The sequence below is a fragment of the Neisseria wadsworthii 9715 genome, from assembly GCF_000227765.1.
Classification (GTDB): Bacteria; Pseudomonadota; Gammaproteobacteria; order Burkholderiales; family Neisseriaceae; genus Neisseria; species Neisseria wadsworthii.
Genome location: NZ_JH165159.1, coordinates 1985500 through 2004128 on the forward strand (window position 1 = coordinate 1985500; position 18629 = coordinate 2004128).

Here is an 18629-nt window from a genome sequence, read left to right on the forward strand (position 1 = left end):
AACAGGCATCAATCCGCATGGCGTCGCGCAAATCGTTTAGATTGATTTCCGGCCAAAATGCGCCGGATCGGATGGTTTCATAGCCCGCGCTTTGATAGGGGCGCGGCGCACCGTTAAAACTTATGCCGTTCACTTTGACACCTTGATTAGGGTATGGCGGAGGCGGCGGCGCAGGCTGGCAAGGCAGGAAACAGACCCGACAGACTGGCCGACCGCACGCCATAGGGGGAGGAAGCCCTTACTGGGCAGCTTTTAGCTGCTTTTCCAATGCGTCGATGCGTTTTTTCACGCCAACTTTATCGTTGTAGCCAACCGCAAGGCGGTACAGGCGCAAAGCTTCTTCGGCCTTGCCTTCTTCTTCCGCCTGCTCACCGGCGGCTTTCAGCAGCTTGGCGCGGATTTGATCGGGCATATTGTGTTGATGCAGGCCGCTATCGTTTTTCTCTGTTGCCCAACCAATCAGGATTTTTAGATTATCCGGGCTGATGGCCGCACCCGCCGCCATTTGCTCGGCGTATTGCTCGACAATGATTTCGGGCATAGCGCGTTGATATTCATCGGCCGACTGCATGTTGTGTGACATGGCGAATGCCGCCAGCGGCATAGCCTCGTCCAACAAACCGCAATCGATCATCCATACCAAGATGGTAGGCGTTACTTTGTCATCCTCGGCCACCGCGCCGCTTTCCATCACGCCTTTAATCCAATCCTCGTAATTGGACAGCATGCCGGCTTTGGCTTTCACTTTATCGCTGACGCCCGCAAGGCTTTTCAGGATGGTTTTGTCACCCTGAAGTTGCCGCTGCAAACGCTGATAAACGGTTAACTGCGCCAAATCCATACCCTCGGCCTGCGCGGCCAAACTGGCGGCGGTTTCATCAAAATGTCTTCTTGCCGGACTACTCATTTTTTCTCCATCATGATGCCTGTCTGAAAATCAGACAGGCTTTGATGCGGTTACGCTGCAAATTCTACGTTTTCCACCAGTACGGCGGCGCCGTATTCCTCGACAATGAAATCAATGTTTTTGGATTGGTAGCTTTCCAATTGGTCTTTTTTCGGGTTATCCACCAAGTGACGACGCTCACCGCCGGTTTGATAGTAAATCGACAAATTGGATAAGGGCGTGATAAACAGCGTGCCGGCCGGCATATTCGGCACATACATTACGGGCAGGCCGCCTAATGTGCGCTCTTTGCTCAAGCGGCCGCCCGCTTCGATTTCGGTTGCCGTTTCGCCGCTGGCATTGACGATACGCAGATACTTATCGCCCACCGTGCGGCGGCTTGCCAACACGACGAAATCAGTGCGATCGGCGAAGCGCTCGTCAATCATTTCGTTCATGACATCGGTTACGATTGCATCTAGGTTTTTATACTCTTCTGCGCCCGGGCCGTACTTCACGGCTTTTTTGGCCGTGCCGATCTGATTCGATTCCCAGCCCATTACGCGGGTTTTGTTTTCCTCACGCATTTTTTGCAGCCAGCCTTTGGCCACATCCTGCAACAGCGGGTTTGATGAGAAATTGGAAGTTTTCGCACGGCTTTTACCGTTCATGCCAATGGTGATCATGCTTACGGCAATGGCACTGGCAATACGCTTATTTACACGCGCCGGAAAATCTTTTACGACATGTGCCCAGCCGTCGATTTCGGAATAACGCAGGCGAACATCAAAATTGACCTGTTCCAACACGAATTTACGGCCGTTCAAATTGTGGATGCTGCGCGGCTTGCGCTCGGCTTCGTCATCAGACGTATCGGTAGTAGACCCGATCAGGCCGTTATCCATCCCGATGGTTTCCCCCAGCTTTTCTTCTTTGCCTACGATATTGATTTTGCGCAACAGCTCGCTGGATTGGGCGATTTCGTCATACATTTTTTGCACGGCGCCCGGCTCCACGGCAAAGTCTTGGCTTACTCGATCAACAGCAATGTTGTTTGCTTCGGCAACTGCGGAAAACATCACGGCAATGGCGGCAGCTAATTGGTTGTAACGCATTTCGGTTTATCCTTTTATGTCGATTTCAAATTATGTCGATTTCAAAAAACAGGCTTCGGCTTACCAGCCCACTATTGCCTTATCTTTATCATCCGCGCCAACGTGCGGCTCGCGCTCGCCTGTGTATGCTTCGTTTTCAAGGCGGGCTTTCAGCTCGTCAAATTCTTTGCGCAAAGCGGCAAAATCGCTTTTCTGACTTTCTTTTTCTTCAATCAGTTTTTCGATAAGTTCGGCAGCGGCGGCATATTCTTTCTTCAATTCTTCAACCATGCCGGCATCGGCCCCGCCCGCTTGAATGTCTTCAGTCTGCGGCTCCGGTTTGGCTTCAGGTTCGGACTTACTGAATTTTGCAAGCAATCGGCTGAAAATGCCTTCGGCTTCGGACTTGGTTAACGGCTGGTCTTCGGCTGATGCCGGGGTTTGGTTTTGTGACATGGTTTCACCTTGTTTTTCACTGATTCGATAATCGGATAATTTGGAATTTTTCACACCGGCGGCAAGTACGGCACGCGAGAAATTGGCTGTCGTACCCAAGCTGGCCGGCGTATTTGTGATTGCCAACCCGGTTAGGTAGGCTTTGCCGGTATCGGCAAACGGGGCGGTGATTTCCATACTGGTATAGATTTTTTCGCCCTCATCCCACAGCTCTTGCAAATTCGGCAACACCGACATCTTCGCCAGCAGGGCGGTTTTGGTTTTGTCTTTGCTCCACGGCTCGGCTTTCAGCTCCAACACATCGCCATAGCCGCCGCCCCACCCCGGGAACAGAAAATTAAAATGCTCGAGATTGATTCTCGCCCCATAGATTTCGGGATCGTATTGCTCGGCCATCTGCTTTAGCTCGGCGGCCGATATTTGACGCCCGTCTACGGTTTCGCCGCTTACGCCGATGATGCGCCATTCGGTGATTGTTTTTTCGCCCATAGTCTGCTTTTCCGCTTGTTTCTTAAACTTGCCTACGATTAAGCCTTAATCTTGGCAAGCTCTTTATGCTTGGTCTATTGCGCTGCCTGCTTAGGGTATTTTTTACATCGCAAGCCGCTTTAAGCCTGTCTGAAAATCGCCGATTGTGTAGCTTTGCAACGATGATTTTTTTAAACATGGGAAAAACGGACTATCCAATATCGGCACAGGCAAATCTTGACCCGCGCGTATCCGCCCGGCAGCTTTATTGGCAAGGCTGGCGGATTTCTGATATTGCCCGGCATCTTGGCGTGAAACCGACGGTTATCTATTCGTGGAAAAACCGGGATAACTGGGATGGCGGCACGCCTATGCAGCGGGTGGCCGCCAGTGCTGAAGTAAGGCTGCATTTGTTGGTTAACCAACCGCGTAAGTCGGATGCGGACTATAAGGAAATCAAAAATCTGTTTGCCTTGATGGGCGGCAATATGCGCAAGAGTGAACCGTCTGAAGCGGCGGTTGAAATACAGACCCTCGGCAAAGCGATGCCGGATAATCAGGCGCCGCCGTGGGAACACACGCCGCCGACCATCGACAACCCGCCGCGCGAACGGGCGCAAAAGCGCGAAAAGGTAAGGGACAACCGCAAAAAAGAACATAATCATTTCACGGCGGAACAGATTGTTAGGGTGCAACAGATTTTCCGCGAGCAAATGTTTGACTATCAGCGGTTTTGGTTTGAAACGCGGGTGCGCTTCCGCAATTTGCTGAAAAGCCGGCAGATCGGTGCAACTTTCTTTTTTGCGCGCGAAGCATTGGTTGATGCGCTTGTTACCGGGAAAAACAAGGTGTTTTTGTCTGCTTCGCGGGCGCAGGCTTTTCAGTTTAAGCAGTACATCATCGACTTGGCCGAAATGGTGGGCGTGGAACTCAAAGGGGATTCTATCCGGCTGAATAATGCGGCCACGCTTTATTTTTTGGGCACCAACAGCCGCACAGCTCAAGGCCGGCACGGTGATTTATATGTGGATGAGTATTTTTGGATTCCTGATTTCAAGGAATTGACGCGGGTTGCCAAACCGATGGCTTCTCAAAAGCAATACCGTATCACTTATTTCTCTACGCCGTCGTCTACATCTCATCAGGCATATCCGTTTTGGACAGGCGAACAATTTAACGACGGTCGCGATGCGTCGGATCATATCAAGCTTGATGTGTCGCATGCAGCATTGATGGGCGGTATGGCTTGCGCCGACGGGCAATTCAGACAGATTGTTACGCTGGATGACGCGGAACGCGGCGGATGTACGTTGTTTGACCGCGATCAATTGTTGCTCGAAAACTCGCCGGCGGAATTCCGGCAGCTTTTCATGTGTGAATTTGTGGAAGCAGGGGATTCGGTGTTTGCGTTGACCGATCTGCAAAAATGCACGGTCAGCTCATGGGATGATTGGGAAGATTTTTACAAGCCACTGGCAATCCGCCCGGTTGGCAATCTTCCGGTTTGGATCGGATACGATCCGACGGATTCGGGCGATGCGGCGGCTATGGTGGTGGTTTTGCCGCCCCGATTTAACGGGGACAAATTCCGCATCATCGAGCGGCATATGCTACACGGTAACGATTTTCAGGCGCAGGCTGATTTTATCCGTAAGGCGTTTGATCGCTTCCGCGTGGAAAAGGTGGTGATTGATAAAACCGGGCTTGGTGCGGCGGTTTTCCAATTGGTGCAAAAGTTTTTTCCGCAAGTTATCGGGGTGAATTATTCGCTGCCTGAAAAGTATTTGATGATTAATAAAATGCATGCGCTTATCCGCGCCAAGCGGGTTGAATGGGAAATTGATCATAAGGATATTACAGCAGCATTTTTAAGTATCCGCACGGCAACAACCGCCAGCGGTAAGCAGGTGACTTATGAATCTGGCCGCTCTAAAGAGTTAAGCCATTCCGATGTTGCGTGGGCAGCTTTACAGGTGTTTTATCAGGAACCTTTGGACGGTGTGATTTCCGGGCGTGGTTCGGTGGATATTTATTGAGGATTTTAGGATGATTGTTGATACTAAGGTTGATGTGGATGCGTTTAGCTTCGAGGATTTCACGGGCGAACACCGTTTATTTGATTTTATCGGATGCTTTGACAACGGGCATTATTTTGAAACGCCGGTATCTTGGTTTGATTTGGTGCGGCTGTTAAAAACGGGCTTGCATCATGCCAGCGCAGTACAGGCGAAAATCAATATTCTGAAAGGTACGTTCGAGCCTACGCCCTATCTTTCGCGCTCGGAATTTGAAAAGCTGGCTTTTAATTTTTTGGTGCTGGGAAATGGTTATCTTGAGATTCAGCGCAACCGCTTCGGCAAAATGATTTCGGTGAAAAACAGGCTTGCACTATATATGCGCCGAGCATCCAACTTGCAGGATTTTTGTTATATGCGTAATGACTGCATCGGCGCCGCGCATTATGAAAAGATTCCGGGTGAAGATGTTATCCATATCATGCAACCGGACTTGCAGCAGGAAGTTTACGGATTGCCCTATTATTTATCGGCTATGGATTCTGCCGATCTTAATGCGGCAGCTACAAAGTTCCGCGTGCGGTATTATAAAAACGGATCACACGCTGGCTTCATACTTTACTCAACTGACACGCAGATAGATGAGGAAGGCTGGGAAAAAGTGAAAACACAACTCCGAAATTCAAAAGGCGCCGGTAATTTTAAAAATATTGTGCTGCGCGCCCCCGGCGGCAACGCGGAAGGGCTAAAGCTTATCCCGATCGCGGAAGTGGCAGCCAAAGATGAGTTTCTTAACATTAAACAAGTAAGCGCTGAAGATATGTTGGCTATTCATAGGATACCACCCGCACTAATGGGGATTGTACCCAAAGCAGCCGGCGGCTTAGGTGATGCGATGACAGTAGCGAAAGTCTTCGCTAAAAATGAAGTGGCGCCAATGCATCAAACCTTCCTTGATGTTAACGATCGCATCGGACTTGAGGTATTCAAATTCACCCCCTATCAAATCGACGACAACGCGACCGACAAATAAAACTTACACCTCCTCAACACCCAAATCTTTTATCCGAATAGGATAAAAGATTTTTTTTGCACTTCTCAAACCAACACCCCCACCTCCTCCGCCGCGCACTTCCCTCCGCGCCCGCGCATTGCAAAAAATAAGGCATTTTTTATGCACTAACCCATCCTATTCAAAACCACATGTAATATAATGTTTCCAGCATTTTCACACCCTAAAAATATTACGCAAATTTACGCACAACCCCGCAATTTTATGCATCATTATGCACCTTAAAGACAAACCATAAAAATGCGCATTTCCCGTGCCAAATTTGTGACAAAACAAAGTAACATCAAATACCTTAATATGCTATTTTGTGCAAACCCAAACAGATAAAAACCCACTTTAAGCCCTTGTAAAAACACAAAAAAGCCGCTTATATCCCATTTTCCACGCACCTAAACCGACGCTTGCCGCCGGCACCAAGATAAAAAATAAGCTTCTGAGCAATTCAGAAGCTTATTTTTTATCTTGTATTAAAGCTCATATAAGTAAGAAACATAACAATATGCTTTCTTTAAATACAGAAAACAAAAAATCCGCCTTACTAACCAAGCGGATTTTTACAGAATCTGGCACGCCCACGGGGATTCGAACCCCGGTTGCCGCCGTGAAAGGGCAGTGTCCTAGGCCTCTAGACGATGGGCGCGTGGAAGCTGCGAAATATACCGTGCTTTTGATGCAGCGTCAACTTTTGTCTACCTGATTCCGTTGAACCCCAAACATGCGCGGCAAGCTTAAGTTTAACCGTTTCAGACAGGCATTTTCAGACAGGCCTATGTTATGATGCAGCCTGTTTAACCTTAATTGGAAAAATCAGAATGAGCCAGCTTAAAAACGATACTTTTCTGCGTGCTTTGTTGAAAGAACCAGTGGATTACACACCGGTTTGGCTGATGCGGCAGGCGGGGCGTTATCTGAGTGAATATAAGGAAACGCGCGCGCGCGCGGGCAGCTTTTTGGATTTGTGCAAAAACACGGAATTGGCAACCGAAGTAACCATCCAGCCACTAGATCGCTTTGATTTGGATGCTGCGATTTTGTTTTCCGATATTTTGACTGTGCCGGATGCTATGGGCTTAGGGCTATATTTTGCCGAGGGAGAAGGCCCGAAATTTGAACGCCCCTTGAAGAAAGAGCAAGATGTGCGGGCGCTTTGCGTGCCGGATATGGCCAAATTAACTTATGTTTTTGATGCGGTGTCTTCCATACGCAAGGCTTTGGATGGCCGTGTGCCACTGATCGGTTTTTCCGGTAGCCCGTTCACGCTGGCGTGTTATATGGTGGAAGGCGGCGGCAGCAAAGAATTCCGCACGATTAAATCCATGATGTATGATCGGCCAGATTTGCTGCATCATATTTTGCAAGTTAATGCCGAAGCGGTTACGGCTTATCTGAACGAACAAATTAAAGCGGGAGCGCAAGCGGTTCAGATTTTCGATACTTGGGGCGGCGTGCTCACACCGCCTGCGTTTGAAGAGTTCAGTCTGCGCTATATGAAGCAGATTGTGGCGGGCTTGCTGCGTGAAAATGAAGGCCGCCGAGTGCCGGTGATTCTGTTTACCAAAGGCGGCGGTTTGTGGCTGGAAGCAATGGCTGAAGCGGGCGCAGACGCGCTGGGTTTGGACTGGACCTGCGACATTGCCGACGCGCGCCGCCGTGTGGGCGATAAAGTGGCGTTGCAAGGTAATTTCGACCCGTTCGCCCTATTCGGTACACCGCAGAGCATTGAAGCCGAAGTGGCGCGCATTCTAAAAGGCTATGGCAGCGGCAGCGGGCATGTCTTTAATTTAGGGCATGGTATTAACCAGTTTACCAATCCTGAGCATGTAAAGATACTGGTGGATAAAGTGCATGAATTATCTCGGGTTTGAATCTGAACGGGATTTCTAATATCCGACTCAACCGTCACAATCACAAACAAACTTAAAAAATAGCAAGCCCTTTATATTCGGGCTTGACCCGAGTATCTTGAGTTCCAGCAACTTTAGGAGATGCTCGAGTCAAGCCCGAGCATGACGAACCCTGACTATTTACTAATATGCCTGTCTGAAAAACCAAAAGCCACCCGAATATTTCGGGTGGCTTTCTTAATTCAACACAGGCTTATCTCAACAGCATTTACCGCCGTTGCTACCACAACGGCGCTTGCTGCAATAATCTTGAAACTGCAATTCAGTCATCACGGGCGCATTGGGATTGTGTTTACGCTGGCGGGCAACGTAATTTTCATAATCCGGCACGCCGGCCATCAGATTCGCGGCCACGCGCGTGCTTTTCCATAGTTTTCGGATGCGTTGCGTCCAAGACATATCACACCTCTGTTTTTGTTACTTCATTGCGCATAACGGCAGGCACTTCTTTAGCGGTCGGCCAAGCGATTTTGCTGGCTTTCAGCGCAACGCGCACACCGTAAAAGGCCACCACAACCACTACTGACAAGAATAATACGGTAAGGCCGGAATTGACATAGTCGTTCAAAATAATGCGCGATATTTGCGTTGCATCTTTTGCCGGTGCCAGAATTTCGCCTTTATCTAACGCTGCCTGATACTTGGCGGCATGCGACAGGAAGCTGATACGCGGGTCGCTGTGGAACAGTTTTTGCAAACCGGCATAGCAAGTGACAAACAACACGCCGCAGGCAGGCACCAAAGTTACCCACATATAGCGCTCGCGCTTCATTTTCACCAATACAACGGTACACATAATCAGCGCCACGCCCGCCAGCATTTGGTTGGCAATACCAAAAAGCGGCCACAACGAGTTGATGCCGCCCAACGGGTCGGTTACGCCGGTGTAGAGGAAATAACCCCACAATGCCACTGCCATAAAAGTGGCTACCAGGTTGGCAGGCAGGCTGTCGGTGTTGGAGAACGGTTTGTAAAACACGCCGCCCAAATCCTGAATCATAAAGCGCGCCACGCGTGTGCCGGCATCCACTGCGGTAAGAATAAACAAGGCTTCAAACAGCAGAGCAAAGTGATACCAGAAAGCCATCATGCCCGGGCCGGAAATCAGCTGGCTCATAATGTTGGCCATACCCACTGCCAAAGTCGGCGCACCGCCGGCACGCGAGAGAATGGTGTTTTCGCCCACATCTTTCGCCATTTGCAGCAAAGCGGTTTCGGTAACCGGATAACCCAGCTTATTGGTAATCACAGATGCAGCGTTGGCGGCATCCGTACCAATCAACGCAGCCGGGCTGTTCATGGCGAAATACACGCCCGGGTCAAGCGAAGCGGCGGCAGCCAGAGCCATAATCGCCACAAAGCTCTCCATTAACATGCCGCCATAACCAATCATGCGCACATGGGTTTCGTTTTCCACCATTTTCGGCGTGGTACCGGAAGAAATCAGCGCATGGAAACCGGAAACGGCACCACAGGCAATCGTGATAAACAGGAACGGGAAAAGGCTGCCTGAAAACACAGGGCCTGTGCCGTCGATAAATTTGGTTACCGGATCCATCAAGAGCGGCGGATTCACAATCACAATGCCGATAGCCAATGCGATGATGGTACCGATTTTCAGGAAAGTGGAAAGATAATCACGCGGGGTAAGCAGCAGCCAAACGGGCAATACGGCCGCAATAAAGCCGTAAATCATAATCGCCCAAGTCAGCCCTACGCCGTCCAGGTCAAACCATTGGCCGAACGAGCTTTGCGCCACGTTTTCACCGTACACAATCGCCAACATCAGCAAAATAAAGCCGACAACGGAAATCTCGCCGATTTTACCCGGGCGGATATAGCGCGTGTAAATGCCCATAAACAAGGCAATCGGAATGGTGGCGGCGATGGTGAACGTGCCCCACGGGCTGTGTACCAGAGCTTTCACCACAATCAGCGCCAGCACGGCCATAATGATGACCATAATCATCAGAATGCCGATGGAAGCAATCACACCCGGGATGGTGCCCAGCTCCTGCTTCACAATATCGCCCAGCGATTTACCGTCGCGGCGCATAGAAACAAACAACACCATCATGTCCTGAACGGCACCGGCAAACACCACACCGAAAATAATCCAAAGCGTGCCCGGCAGATAACCCATCTGTGCGGCCAACACCGGCCCTACCAGCGGCCCTGCCCCGGCAATCGCCGCAAAGTGGTGGCCGAACAGCACGCCTTTGTGCGTAGGCACATAGTCTAAACCGTCGTTGTGCCGTTCGGCGGGAGTGAGGCGGTTCGGGTCGAGCTGCATCACTTTATTGGCGATATAAAGACTGTAATAACGGTAGGCAATGCAATACACCGAAACGGCAGCCGAAACCATCCAAATCGCGCTTATCTGCTCGCCCCTGCTCATTGCCAGCGTGGTAAACGAGGCAAGGCCTACCAAGACCACCAGTCCCCAAATCACAAATGATTTGAGCTGTTTCATAATTCATCTCCTTGAACTGCTTTTTATCAAATTACCGGTTTTGCCGTTGGATATATTTCCAAGCAGCACCGGCAGACAGCCGTTTACCGATCTGTGTTACCTAATTCTTCTTTTACGCCTGCGAGGTTAACATATAAACAGCAAAATAAATAAATCTTTACAATCGGAAAATCAATGCCTGTCTGAATTTTTCAGACAGGCATATGTAGGTGGGTTATTCAAACCGGCAGGTTTAGCGGATTTTAATCACTTCCGCACCGGTTGGTCTGCCCAGAATCAGAATGTCGGCGGCATTGCGGGCGAAGATGCCGTTTTCCACCACACCCGGAATATTATTGATGGTTTCTTCCATTGTCAGCGGTTTGGACAAATCCAAGCCGTGCACATCCACAATCAAATTATCATGCCAGGTATGGCAACCCAAACGCAACTCCGGTTCGCCACCCAATGCCACAAGCCTGCGCGAAACCAAAGAACGCGCCATCGGCACCACTTCTACCGGCAAGGGGAATTTACCCAAACGAGTTACATATTTGCTTTCATCAGCGATACAGATAAACAAATCGGATGCGCTGGCTACGATTTTTTCCGGTAAATGCGCCGCACCGCCGCCTTTAATCATTTGCAAGGTGTGGTTGATTTCGTCTGCACCGTCCACATACACGGCCAAACGCGACACATCGCCGAGCTCTACTTCAGGAATGCCGTATTCAGCCATCAACTCGCTCGTTTTCTGAGAAGTGCTCACCGCACCTTTGATTTTCTTGCCACTTACTGCCAGCGCTTTGATGAAGTAATTAACAGTTGATCCGGTGCCGATACCGATATATTCGTTTTCCGGTATGAAATCTACTGCTTTTTCCGCCGCCATGCATTTCAATTCGTCTTGCGTTGCCATGAATATTTCTCCTAAAGACCAAGTATCAATAAACAATCATACAGCCATCAATAAAACCGCTGCCTGCGCTTCAATACCTTCCATTCTGCCCAGATAGCCGAGTTTTTCATTGGTTTTGCCCTTAATGTTAACGCAATCTTGCCCAATACCCAAATCCGCCGCCAAGTTCGCTCGCATTGCGGCAATATGTGGCGCAAGTTTCGGTTTTTGCGCAATGATTGTGGTGTCTACATTCACTATACGCCAACCTTTTGCCCGAACCGCTTCATAAGCCTTACGCAAAAGCACACGACTGTCGGCATCTTTAAACTCTGCCGCCGTATCGGGGAAATGGCTACCGATATCGCCCAAACCAGCGGCCCCGAGGATCGCGTCGGTTACAGCATGCAGCAGCGCATCGGCATCAGAATGGCCAAGCAGACCTTTTTCAAACGGAATGGTTATACCGCCGAGTATCAGAGGGCGGCCTTCCACCAATTGATGCACATCATAACCCTGCCCAATACGGATATTCATATCGTTTCCTTTAAATCTGATTCAATTTTATTCGAATGTTTTCAGACAGGCATTAGATTAACCCAATGCCTGTCTGAAAACTCAATCTGCCTGCTGCAATAAAAGACGCACGATATATTCGTCTTGCGGCAGCGTAAGCTTGAGGTTCCGCGTGTCGCCCAACACCAGCAGCGGATGTACTCCGAGCATTTCCACAGCGGAAGCCTCATCCGTAACCGCACTTAAATCCGGCACGGCAAGCGCTTTATGCAGCAAACCGGCGCGAAAAAGCTGCGGCGTCTGCGCCTGCCACAAACCTCTGCGCGGCACGGTAGCGTCAATCGCATTATCTGCCGCGCGTTTCAACGTATCTGCCACCGGCACGGCCAGAATACCGCCCTCTTCACATGCTCCCGCCGTTTCAATCAAGCGCAGCAAAGCTGCTTGCGGCAAACAGCAGCGGGCAGCATCGTGCACCAAAATATTATCCGTCTCTTCGGCCAAACCGCTCTTTAACAAGTCAGATAAGCCGTTGCGCACGCTCTCTGCCCGCGTTTGCCCGCCCACTTTCAGCACATGCAGTTTTTCATGAATGCCTGTCTGAAAAACATTATCTTCGGGCGACAGCACCACCGCCACATTATCAATAGCAGCGCAATTCAAAAATATAGCCAAAGTATGCTGCAACACCGTTTTGCCGGCAATTTCCACATACTGTTTCGGCTTGCCGGCGCCGAAGCGCTCGCCCACACCGGCTGCCGGAATCAAAGCGATATTGCGCCTCATGCCGCACCTTCTGCTTCTTTTTCCTCGCGCCATCTGCAAGTGCCGCCGACTGCTTTGTCCAAGCCGTCAAGATAAGCTTCGTGCTCGGCCAATTCCTCTGCCGAAGCATGAAGCACTTGCAAGCAGGCGGGTCGGGCAGCTCTGCGCGCTGCGGAAATTTCTTCGGTTTCCTCAGCCATATCCTCAACCAGGCTGAATTGGCCGCGCGTCATGGAAAGATAAACTTCCGCCAGCAGCTCGCAGTCGATTAACGCGCCGTGAAACACACGCTTGCTGCGGTCAACCTCAAAGCGGTTACACAAAGCATCCAAGCTGTTTTTCTGCCCCGGAAACATTTCGCGCGCCATCGCCAGCGTATCTGTAACCGTGCAGCCCAAGCCGCTGATGGTCGGCAGACCCATGCGCTGGAATTCCATATCCAAAAAGCCCACGTCAAACGGCGCATTGTGGATAATCAGTTCCGCGCCGCGCAAATAATCGGCAATCCGCTGCCCTACTTCTTCGAATTTCGGTTCACCTTCCAGCTTCTCCAAAGTGATGCCGTGTACATTAATCGAATCTTCGGGAATATCGCGGTCGGGATGGATATAAAGATGCAGATGGCTGCCTGTAAGCTGGCGCGACTTCATTTCAATACCGGCAAATTCCAGTATACGGTCGCCCATATTGGGCTTGAAACCCGTGGTTTCTGTGTCCAGGATAATCTGACGGTTGTGGCTCATAATTTATCTGCTTTTCTAAAAACACGCGTATTTTAGCTGAAATTACCGACTTTGTTGAACAACCCGTCAAACCCTTGTTTTTCATATTTTCCGAGTAAATCAGTCAACTTTAATCAAATCTTTTGATATTTTATTTTCATAAAAATCATAAAGTTATTTCAAATCACAAAAATAATAACAATTATCATTTGCAAAATTAAAATTATTGATTTATTATCGCTATAAATCACACAAGCAACACCCGATTAACCAGCTTGAGATTTAGGAGGACAAAATGTCTGAAAGTCTATTTTGGTCTTTAGCTCCTGATATTTTAAGGCTGCACCGGCAAAATGCTTATGCCCTCTTGGCAACCGGATCGCAAATACACGATGCGGCATTGGTTAATTTGGACGGCTTGTATTATATGTGGCTTAAAAATGAAGGCGATGCGCCCAGCCAACCGCAGCCCGGCATCCTTTTAATTGAAGATGAGGAAGAACGAGCCCGCATCAGTTGGATTGCAACCGCCCGTACAGTACACAGAAAAGATTCGGTTTACCGCCGCGCCGCTGAAGCACTCCGCCGCCGCTTTCAAAGCAACCGGGAGAATCAAGCATGCTTGGTAGAGCTTTCACCGCAGCAAGGTCGGTTAACAATTGATAATACGCAAGATTTCACAATATCGCCGCACGACTTAATGCGCGCGCTGTATCCGGCAAACGAAAGAATGAAAAGTTTTGCTTTGTAACGATTTTTGGTAGTGGTTTGTGTTCCTTTTGCGCCCCCGATTTTTCAGGGGCGATTTTTTTGCTTTACCAAAAGCCTGATTCAATAAAGAATGCCTGTCTGAAAACTCGCGTTGCTCGTTTTCAGACAGGCATTGTTGTTTATCAGAGTTATTCCTGTTCTTCCGGCTGGCTGCGGATAACCAGCAAAGGCAAATGGCTTTGGCGCATCACGGTTTCAGCAAAGCTGCCCATCAGCAAATGCATCAAACCGCTGCGACCATGCGTGCCCAACACCAACAAGTCGGCGCCATTATTATCGGCATAATCCACCAGCTCCTGCGCCATTTCCCTCGCGCCTTTCAAAGCGACCAGCAAATACGTATGGATATCGGTAACGCCGGTATCGCGCGCTGTTTTTTCTGCAAACTCAAGTACTTCATTGCCCTGCGCCACAGCAGCCGCTTCATAGCTTTCATGCTGTAAAAACTCAGGAGCCAAAGCCATATATTCAGCGGGATTGGCAACATGCACCAAAGTGAGTTTGGATTTGCCGGTTACGGCCAGCTCGCAAGCATGTTGCAATGCATTTAAAGAAGTTGCGCTGCCATCTACTGCGACAACCAAATGTTTGTACATAGCTCTCTCCTTATCGTTATGGGTTGAAGTATAACAAGCCTAATGAAATTTATTCTTGTCTTATTGCAGTATAATAGAGCTTCCCGCTTTTGTCGGTATTTTTTTTACTATTTTGACTTAAAACAAAGTCACGCTTGATTATGATTGACCAATCTTCATTATTTTCCCGACGCTTCGGCGGCATCGCGCGGCTTTACGGCCACGCGGCTCTGCAACGCTTTACCGGTGCCCATGTGTGTGTGGTCGGAGTGGGCGGTGTCGGCTCTTGGGCGGTGGAAGCCTTAGCCCGCAGCGGCATAGGTCGCCTTACCCTGATTGATCTGGATAATGTTGCCGAATCCAATGTCAACCGCCAGCTCCCCGCGCTCACTTCCGAATTCGGCAAAGCCAAAGTCAGATCGCTGCACGAGCGCATCCTACAAATCAATCCGGCCTGCCAAGTGGCCGAAATCGAAGATTTCGTTACCGAAGACAATCTGGCGGAGCTGTTTGGAAACGGTTTTGATTTTGTGATTGACGCCATCGACCAAATCCGCGTAAAAGCCGCAATGGCCGATTATTTTGTCAAACACAAGCAGCCGTTTATCCTCAGCGGCGGTGCGGGCGGGCAAAAAAATCCGGCACTCATCCGAACCGCCGATTTAAGCCGCGTAACCCACGACCCGCTTTTAGCCAATTTGCGCTACACGCTGCGCAAACGCTACGGCTTTACCCGCGATACGAAAAAAACAATGCGCGTGCCGTGCGTATTTTCCACCGAAAACATCACACCGCCGCAAACAGGCGAAACATGTGAAACCGGCAACGCGCCGCAAGGTTTGTCGTGTGCGGGCTATGGCGCAAGCATTCTGGTAACCGCCTCGTTCGGCCTGTATTGCGCACAGGCTGCAATCGATTACTTGGCCAAACAATGCCTGTCTGAAAACTGACTTTCCCAAACCACAAACATGAAAACCACTGCCTTACTCTTACTGTTATCATTAAGCCTGCCGGCCTGTGCCGATTTCGACAATTTATTCCAGCCCGATGCGCAATACCACAGCTGCTTCTATAACCGGAAAGCAGATAAAATCTACTTGTTTGCCCGCAACAGCGACGGCGCAGGCTCTTACAACGCTTTGTTAATATTCACCAAAGGCCGCTACATCAAGCGCCTGATTGACGACAGTCAAAGTTGATTAACATGATACAGCCCTCCCTACCCGTGTTTCACAACGAATATGCCGTTGCCTGGATTTTCGGGCAGCCCGTTACCGATGTTCCGCAGGATTTGTTTATCCCGCCGGATGCGCTCAAAGTTGTGTTGCACAGCTTTCAAGGGCCGCTGGATTTGCTGCTTTACTTAATCCGCAAGCAGAATATTGATGTGTTGGATATTCCGATGACCAAGATCACCGAGCAATATCTGCACTATATCGCCCAAATGGAAGCCCACCAATTTGATTTGGCGGCGGAGTATCTGTTGATGGCAGCCGTGTTGATTGAAATTAAATCACGTCTGCTGCTGCCTCAGCCCGCGCCATTGGAAGACGAAGAAGCCGCCGACCCGCGCGCCGAGCTGGTGCGCCGCCTACTGGCTTACGAGCAAATGAAACTCGCCGCCGCCGGGCTTGATGCCTTGCCACGCGCAGGCCGCGATTTCGCATGGGCTTATCTGCCGCTGGAAATTGCAGTGGAAGCCAAATTGCCGGAAATCCAAGTGGCCGACCTCACTCAGGCGTGGCTCGGCATTTTATCGCGCGCCAAACATACCCGTTCACATGAAGTGGTGCAGGAAGCCATTTCCGTGCGCGCGCAGATGAGCAGCATCCTGCGCCGCCTGCAAAGCGGGTTTTGCCGGTTTTCCGAACTATTCCGGCCCGAGCAGGGGTGCGCTTATGTGGTGGTGAACTTTATCGCGCTGCTCGAATTGGCCAAAGAAGGATTGGTGCGTATTGTACAGCCGGAGAATTTTGCCGAAATCGAAATTCATGCCCAAAGCGGCGCGGTAGAAGATATTGAGGAAAGCGATACAAGTATAGAAGGGATATAAACCACTATGCCTGTCTGAAAAATTTCAGACAGGCATAGTCCATAATAAATCACACAGATGCAAACAAACATGTTTTAATTAAACACATTCTTCTCATACGGGAACAAAAATATGTCGAATAACACCCCCATTATCCGCTCCCTGCTCGACACCGATTTATACAAATTCACCATGCTGCAGGTGATTCTGCACCAATTCCCGCAAGCCCACGGCGTGTATGAATTCCGCTGCCGCAACAACGATCAAACCGTTTACCCGCTGGCCGACATCAAAGCCGATTTAGAGCGCGAATTGGATTGGCTGTGCGAGCTGAAGCTCACGCAAGACGAGCTAGATTATCTGCGTGCCATGCGCTTTATCAAAAGCGATTTCGTAGATTATATGGAGCTTTTCCAGCTCAAACGCCGCTTTGTCAAAGTCAGCACCGATGATACGGGCCGCCTGCACATCAAAGTGGAAGGCCCGATGATACAAGCGATGTTTTTCGAAATTTACATTCTCGCCATTGTTAACGAACTCTATTTCCGCCGCCTCGAAACGCCCGAAGTGCTGGACGAAGGCGAACGGCGTCTGCAAGCTAAAGCCGAACGTTTGAAAGAGCTGGCTTCCATTCAAAACCCCAACGACCCGCCTTTTTTGATTTCCGATTTCGGCACCCGCCGCCGCTACAATTTAGCCTGGCAAGAACATGTGATTAGAACCCTATATGCTGCCGCCCCTGAAATTGTGCGCGGCACCAGCAACGTATTTTTAGCCAAAAAGCTCGGCATCACACCCATCGGCACCATGGCACATGAATTTTTGCAGGCATTTCAAGCACTGGATTTCCGCCTGCGCGACTTCCAAAAAGCCGCCCTTGAAAGCTGGGTGCGCGAATACCGCGGTGATTTAGGTATCGCCCTCACCGATGTTGTAGGCATGGATGCCTTCCTGCGCGATTTCGACCTTTATTTCGCCAAACTGTTCGACGGCCTCCGCCACGATAGCGGCGACCCTTATGTTTGGGGCGACAAAGCCTATGCACATTACAAAAAGCTCAAAATCGACAGCCGCACCAAAATGCTTACATTCTCGGACGGCCTCGATATCGACAAATCATGGGCGCTGCACCAATATTTCAAAGACCGCTTCAAAACCAGCTTCGGCATCGGCACCAACCTCACCAACGATATGGGGCACACCACGCTGAACATCGTTTTGAAACTGGTGGAATGCAACGGCCAATCGGTTGCCAAACTTTCCGACAGCCCCGGCAAAACCATGACCGACAACGACACTTTCCTAGCCTATTTACGGCAGGTGTTCCAAATTCCCGAACCGGAAGCACAATAAGTCAGCCCAGATAAATCAGCATTAAGAATGCCTGTCTGAAATGATCATTTCAGACAGGCATTCTTTTCATTTTAATATTTTAAATATCTAAATCTTAATAACCGTTTCAAAACATAATTGTTAATTTTTTAAATGACATTTTCATAAAAATGTTATAACTTAAACCAAAAAAACGGAAATAAAAAAGATAACAAAACAAAAAACAATTCTTTGCTTAAAAAAATCATAGGCAAATTGAAATGGTGGTATGCAAACAGGATTTAATTATGCCAATAGCATTTAATCCTAAATCTTCAATTAACCATAATTTCGAAAGGAATATTAAGATGCAAACATTGATGCTGAATGCACATGAATTGACCATGAACGAACTGGAATTGGTTGCCGGCGGTGCTTGGAGCTGGAAAGAATTTGGTCGTTCCACAGCTAACGGAGTTGTAACAGGTGCCGTTGGAGGCGCAGTTGCTGGTGGTGTAGCAGAATCTGCTGCCGGTGGTGTTGGTGCTCTTCCTGGTGCAGCTGCAGGTGCTGGCTGGGGTGCAGTCGGTGGTGGTTTAGCCGGTGCGGCGGGCTATTTGGCTACCGGATGGTGGTAAATTAAATATAATAAATTATCTAAATATAATTTATTATATTTAAAGAAATAAAAA

The 18629-nt window shown here is 49.4% G+C and carries 19 protein-coding genes and 1 tRNA gene; 9 read left to right on the top strand and 11 right to left on the bottom strand.

Features of this window, described 5'->3' with window-relative positions; translation table 11 throughout:
• Positions 1-238: 238 nt before the first annotated feature.
• The 3 genes from gpM to HMPREF9370_RS09195 are packed head-to-tail and all read right to left on the bottom strand — an operon-like array spanning position 239 to position 2925.
• Entirely contained in the window at positions 239-907 is a 669-nt protein-coding gene (gpM, locus tag HMPREF9370_RS09185) for a phage terminase small subunit (RefSeq protein WP_009117193.1), read from the bottom strand.
• A gap of 50 nt (positions 908-957) precedes the next feature.
• On the bottom strand, positions 958-2001 hold the full coding sequence (locus tag HMPREF9370_RS09190) for a P2 family phage major capsid protein (RefSeq protein WP_009117194.1): 1044 nt from the start codon (positions 1999-2001) through the stop codon (positions 958-960).
• A gap of 60 nt (positions 2002-2061) precedes the next feature.
• A complete protein-coding gene (locus tag HMPREF9370_RS09195; protein ID WP_009117195.1) occupies positions 2062-2925 on the bottom strand; it encodes a GPO family capsid scaffolding protein in 864 nt (287 codons plus the stop codon).
• Between the two features lie 176 nt (positions 2926-3101).
• On the opposite strand from HMPREF9370_RS09195, the gene HMPREF9370_RS09200 reads away from it, so the two are divergent.
• Positions 3102-4940, top strand: a complete 1839-nt coding sequence (locus HMPREF9370_RS09200; protein ID WP_040667624.1) for a terminase large subunit domain-containing protein — start codon at positions 3102-3104, stop codon at positions 4938-4940.
• Positions 4941-4950: 10 nt separating this feature from the next.
• Positions 4951-5952 carry a phage portal protein gene (locus HMPREF9370_RS09205; protein WP_009117197.1) on the top strand — a complete coding sequence of 334 codons (1002 nt, stop codon included), beginning with the start codon at positions 4951-4953 and terminating at the stop codon, positions 5950-5952.
• 603 nt (positions 5953-6555) lie between these two features.
• Here HMPREF9370_RS09205 and HMPREF9370_RS09210 read toward each other — a convergent pair.
• Positions 6556-6631, bottom strand: a tRNA-Glu gene (locus HMPREF9370_RS09210).
• A 172-nt stretch (positions 6632-6803) separates the two neighbouring features.
• Here HMPREF9370_RS09210 and hemE point away from each other — a divergent pair.
• Positions 6804-7856 carry a uroporphyrinogen decarboxylase gene (hemE, locus tag HMPREF9370_RS09215; RefSeq protein ID WP_009117199.1) on the top strand — a complete coding sequence of 351 codons (1053 nt, stop codon included), beginning with the start codon at positions 6804-6806 and terminating at the stop codon, positions 7854-7856.
• Between the two features lie 237 nt (positions 7857-8093).
• Here the strand turns inward: hemE and HMPREF9370_RS09220 are convergent, their stop codons facing one another.
• The 6 genes from HMPREF9370_RS09220 to dnaQ all read right to left on the bottom strand — a co-directional run bounded on the left by HMPREF9370_RS09220 (position 8094) and on the right by dnaQ (position 13269).
• Positions 8094-8294, bottom strand: coding sequence for a YbdD/YjiX family protein (locus HMPREF9370_RS09220; RefSeq protein ID WP_009117200.1), 201 nt, complete (start codon positions 8292-8294; stop codon positions 8094-8096).
• Between the two features lies 1 nt (position 8295).
• Complete coding sequence (locus HMPREF9370_RS09225) at positions 8296-10368, bottom strand: carbon starvation CstA family protein (protein ID WP_009117201.1); 2073 nt, start codon at positions 10366-10368, stop codon at positions 8296-8298.
• A gap of 232 nt (positions 10369-10600) precedes the next feature.
• Entirely contained in the window at positions 10601-11266 is a 666-nt protein-coding gene (gene rpiA, locus HMPREF9370_RS09230; RefSeq protein ID WP_040667130.1) for a ribose-5-phosphate isomerase RpiA, read from the bottom strand.
• A gap of 36 nt (positions 11267-11302) precedes the next feature.
• Positions 11303-11782 (bottom strand): 2-C-methyl-D-erythritol 2,4-cyclodiphosphate synthase, encoded by a 480-nt coding sequence (ispF, locus tag HMPREF9370_RS09235; protein WP_009117203.1) that lies wholly within the window; start codon positions 11780-11782, stop codon positions 11303-11305.
• 81 nt (positions 11783-11863) lie between these two features.
• On the bottom strand, positions 11864-12547 hold the full coding sequence (gene ispD, locus HMPREF9370_RS09240) for a 2-C-methyl-D-erythritol 4-phosphate cytidylyltransferase (RefSeq protein ID WP_040667132.1): 684 nt from the start codon (positions 12545-12547) through the stop codon (positions 11864-11866).
• The gene (gene dnaQ / locus HMPREF9370_RS09245) at positions 12544-13269 is read right to left on the bottom strand and encodes a DNA polymerase III subunit epsilon (RefSeq protein ID WP_009117206.1); all 726 of its coding nucleotides are present in this window, start codon (positions 13267-13269) and stop codon (positions 12544-12546) included. Before dnaQ ends, ispD begins: the two co-directional genes overlap by 4 nt.
• A 274-nt stretch (positions 13270-13543) precedes the next feature.
• On the opposite strand from dnaQ, the gene HMPREF9370_RS09250 reads away from it, so the two are divergent.
• Positions 13544-13999, top strand: coding sequence for an NGO0322 family iron-responsive protein (locus HMPREF9370_RS09250; protein WP_009117207.1), 456 nt, complete (start codon positions 13544-13546; stop codon positions 13997-13999).
• Between the two features lie 148 nt (positions 14000-14147).
• Here the strand turns inward: HMPREF9370_RS09250 and HMPREF9370_RS09255 are convergent, their stop codons facing one another.
• Positions 14148-14615 (bottom strand): universal stress protein, encoded by a 468-nt coding sequence (locus HMPREF9370_RS09255; RefSeq protein WP_009117208.1) that lies wholly within the window; start codon positions 14613-14615, stop codon positions 14148-14150.
• Positions 14616-14755: 140 nt separating this feature from the next.
• Between HMPREF9370_RS09255 and HMPREF9370_RS09260 the strand changes: the two genes are divergently transcribed.
• The 5 genes from HMPREF9370_RS09260 (at position 14756) to HMPREF9370_RS09280 (ending at position 18575) form a co-directional block, all read left to right on the top strand.
• Positions 14756-15544: a tRNA threonylcarbamoyladenosine dehydratase gene (locus tag HMPREF9370_RS09260; RefSeq protein ID WP_009117209.1), complete on the top strand. Its 789-nt coding sequence runs from the start codon at positions 14756-14758 to the stop codon at positions 15542-15544.
• 18 nt (positions 15545-15562) lie between these two features.
• Positions 15563-15793 (top strand): hypothetical protein, encoded by a 231-nt coding sequence (locus HMPREF9370_RS09265; protein WP_009117210.1) that lies wholly within the window; start codon positions 15563-15565, stop codon positions 15791-15793.
• Between the two features lie 5 nt (positions 15794-15798).
• Positions 15799-16647 carry a segregation and condensation protein A gene (locus tag HMPREF9370_RS09270; RefSeq protein WP_009117211.1) on the top strand — a complete coding sequence of 283 codons (849 nt, stop codon included), beginning with the start codon at positions 15799-15801 and terminating at the stop codon, positions 16645-16647.
• Positions 16648-16758: 111 nt separating this feature from the next.
• Positions 16759-17979: a nicotinate phosphoribosyltransferase gene (pncB, locus tag HMPREF9370_RS09275; RefSeq protein WP_009117212.1), complete on the top strand. Its 1221-nt coding sequence runs from the start codon at positions 16759-16761 to the stop codon at positions 17977-17979.
• 239 nt (positions 17980-18218) lie between these two features.
• Positions 18219-18575 (top strand): hypothetical protein, encoded by a 357-nt coding sequence (locus HMPREF9370_RS09280; protein WP_009117213.1) that lies wholly within the window; start codon positions 18219-18221, stop codon positions 18573-18575.
• The last annotated feature ends 54 nt before the right edge of the window (positions 18576-18629 follow it).

Coding starts and splice junctions, on each gene's coding strand:
- ispD (WP_040667132.1), bottom strand. CDS start 12,547: ATGAGGCGCAATATCGCTTTGATTCCGGCAGCCGGTGTGGGCGAGCGC.
- HMPREF9370_RS09195 (WP_009117195.1), bottom strand. CDS start 2,925: ATGGGCGAAAAAACAATCACCGAATGGCGCATCATCGGCGTAAGCGGC.
- HMPREF9370_RS09190 (WP_009117194.1), bottom strand. CDS start 2,001: ATGCGTTACAACCAATTAGCTGCCGCCATTGCCGTGATGTTTTCCGCA.
- rpiA (WP_040667130.1), bottom strand. CDS start 11,266: ATGGCAACGCAAGACGAATTGAAATGCATGGCGGCGGAAAAAGCAGTA.
- ispF (WP_009117203.1), bottom strand. CDS start 11,782: ATGAATATCCGTATTGGGCAGGGTTATGATGTGCATCAATTGGTGGAA.
- HMPREF9370_RS09205 (WP_009117197.1), top strand. CDS start 4,951: ATGATTGTTGATACTAAGGTTGATGTGGATGCGTTTAGCTTCGAGGAT.
- HMPREF9370_RS09220 (WP_009117200.1), bottom strand. CDS start 8,294: ATGTCTTGGACGCAACGCATCCGAAAACTATGGAAAAGCACGCGCGTG.
- HMPREF9370_RS09270 (WP_009117211.1), top strand. CDS start 15,799: ATGATACAGCCCTCCCTACCCGTGTTTCACAACGAATATGCCGTTGCC.
- pncB (WP_009117212.1), top strand. CDS start 16,759: ATGTCGAATAACACCCCCATTATCCGCTCCCTGCTCGACACCGATTTA.
- HMPREF9370_RS09280 (WP_009117213.1), top strand. CDS start 18,219: ATGGTGGTATGCAAACAGGATTTAATTATGCCAATAGCATTTAATCCT.
- HMPREF9370_RS09250 (WP_009117207.1), top strand. CDS start 13,544: ATGTCTGAAAGTCTATTTTGGTCTTTAGCTCCTGATATTTTAAGGCTG.
- gpM (WP_009117193.1), bottom strand. CDS start 907: ATGAGTAGTCCGGCAAGAAGACATTTTGATGAAACCGCCGCCAGTTTG.
- HMPREF9370_RS09265 (WP_009117210.1), top strand. CDS start 15,563: ATGAAAACCACTGCCTTACTCTTACTGTTATCATTAAGCCTGCCGGCC.
- HMPREF9370_RS09200 (WP_040667624.1), top strand. CDS start 3,102: ATGGGAAAAACGGACTATCCAATATCGGCACAGGCAAATCTTGACCCG.
- HMPREF9370_RS09255 (WP_009117208.1), bottom strand. CDS start 14,615: ATGTACAAACATTTGGTTGTCGCAGTAGATGGCAGCGCAACTTCTTTA.
- hemE (WP_009117199.1), top strand. CDS start 6,804: ATGAGCCAGCTTAAAAACGATACTTTTCTGCGTGCTTTGTTGAAAGAA.
- dnaQ (WP_009117206.1), bottom strand. CDS start 13,269: ATGAGCCACAACCGTCAGATTATCCTGGACACAGAAACCACGGGTTTC.
- HMPREF9370_RS09225 (WP_009117201.1), bottom strand. CDS start 10,368: ATGAAACAGCTCAAATCATTTGTGATTTGGGGACTGGTGGTCTTGGTA.
- HMPREF9370_RS09260 (WP_009117209.1), top strand. CDS start 14,756: ATGATTGACCAATCTTCATTATTTTCCCGACGCTTCGGCGGCATCGCG.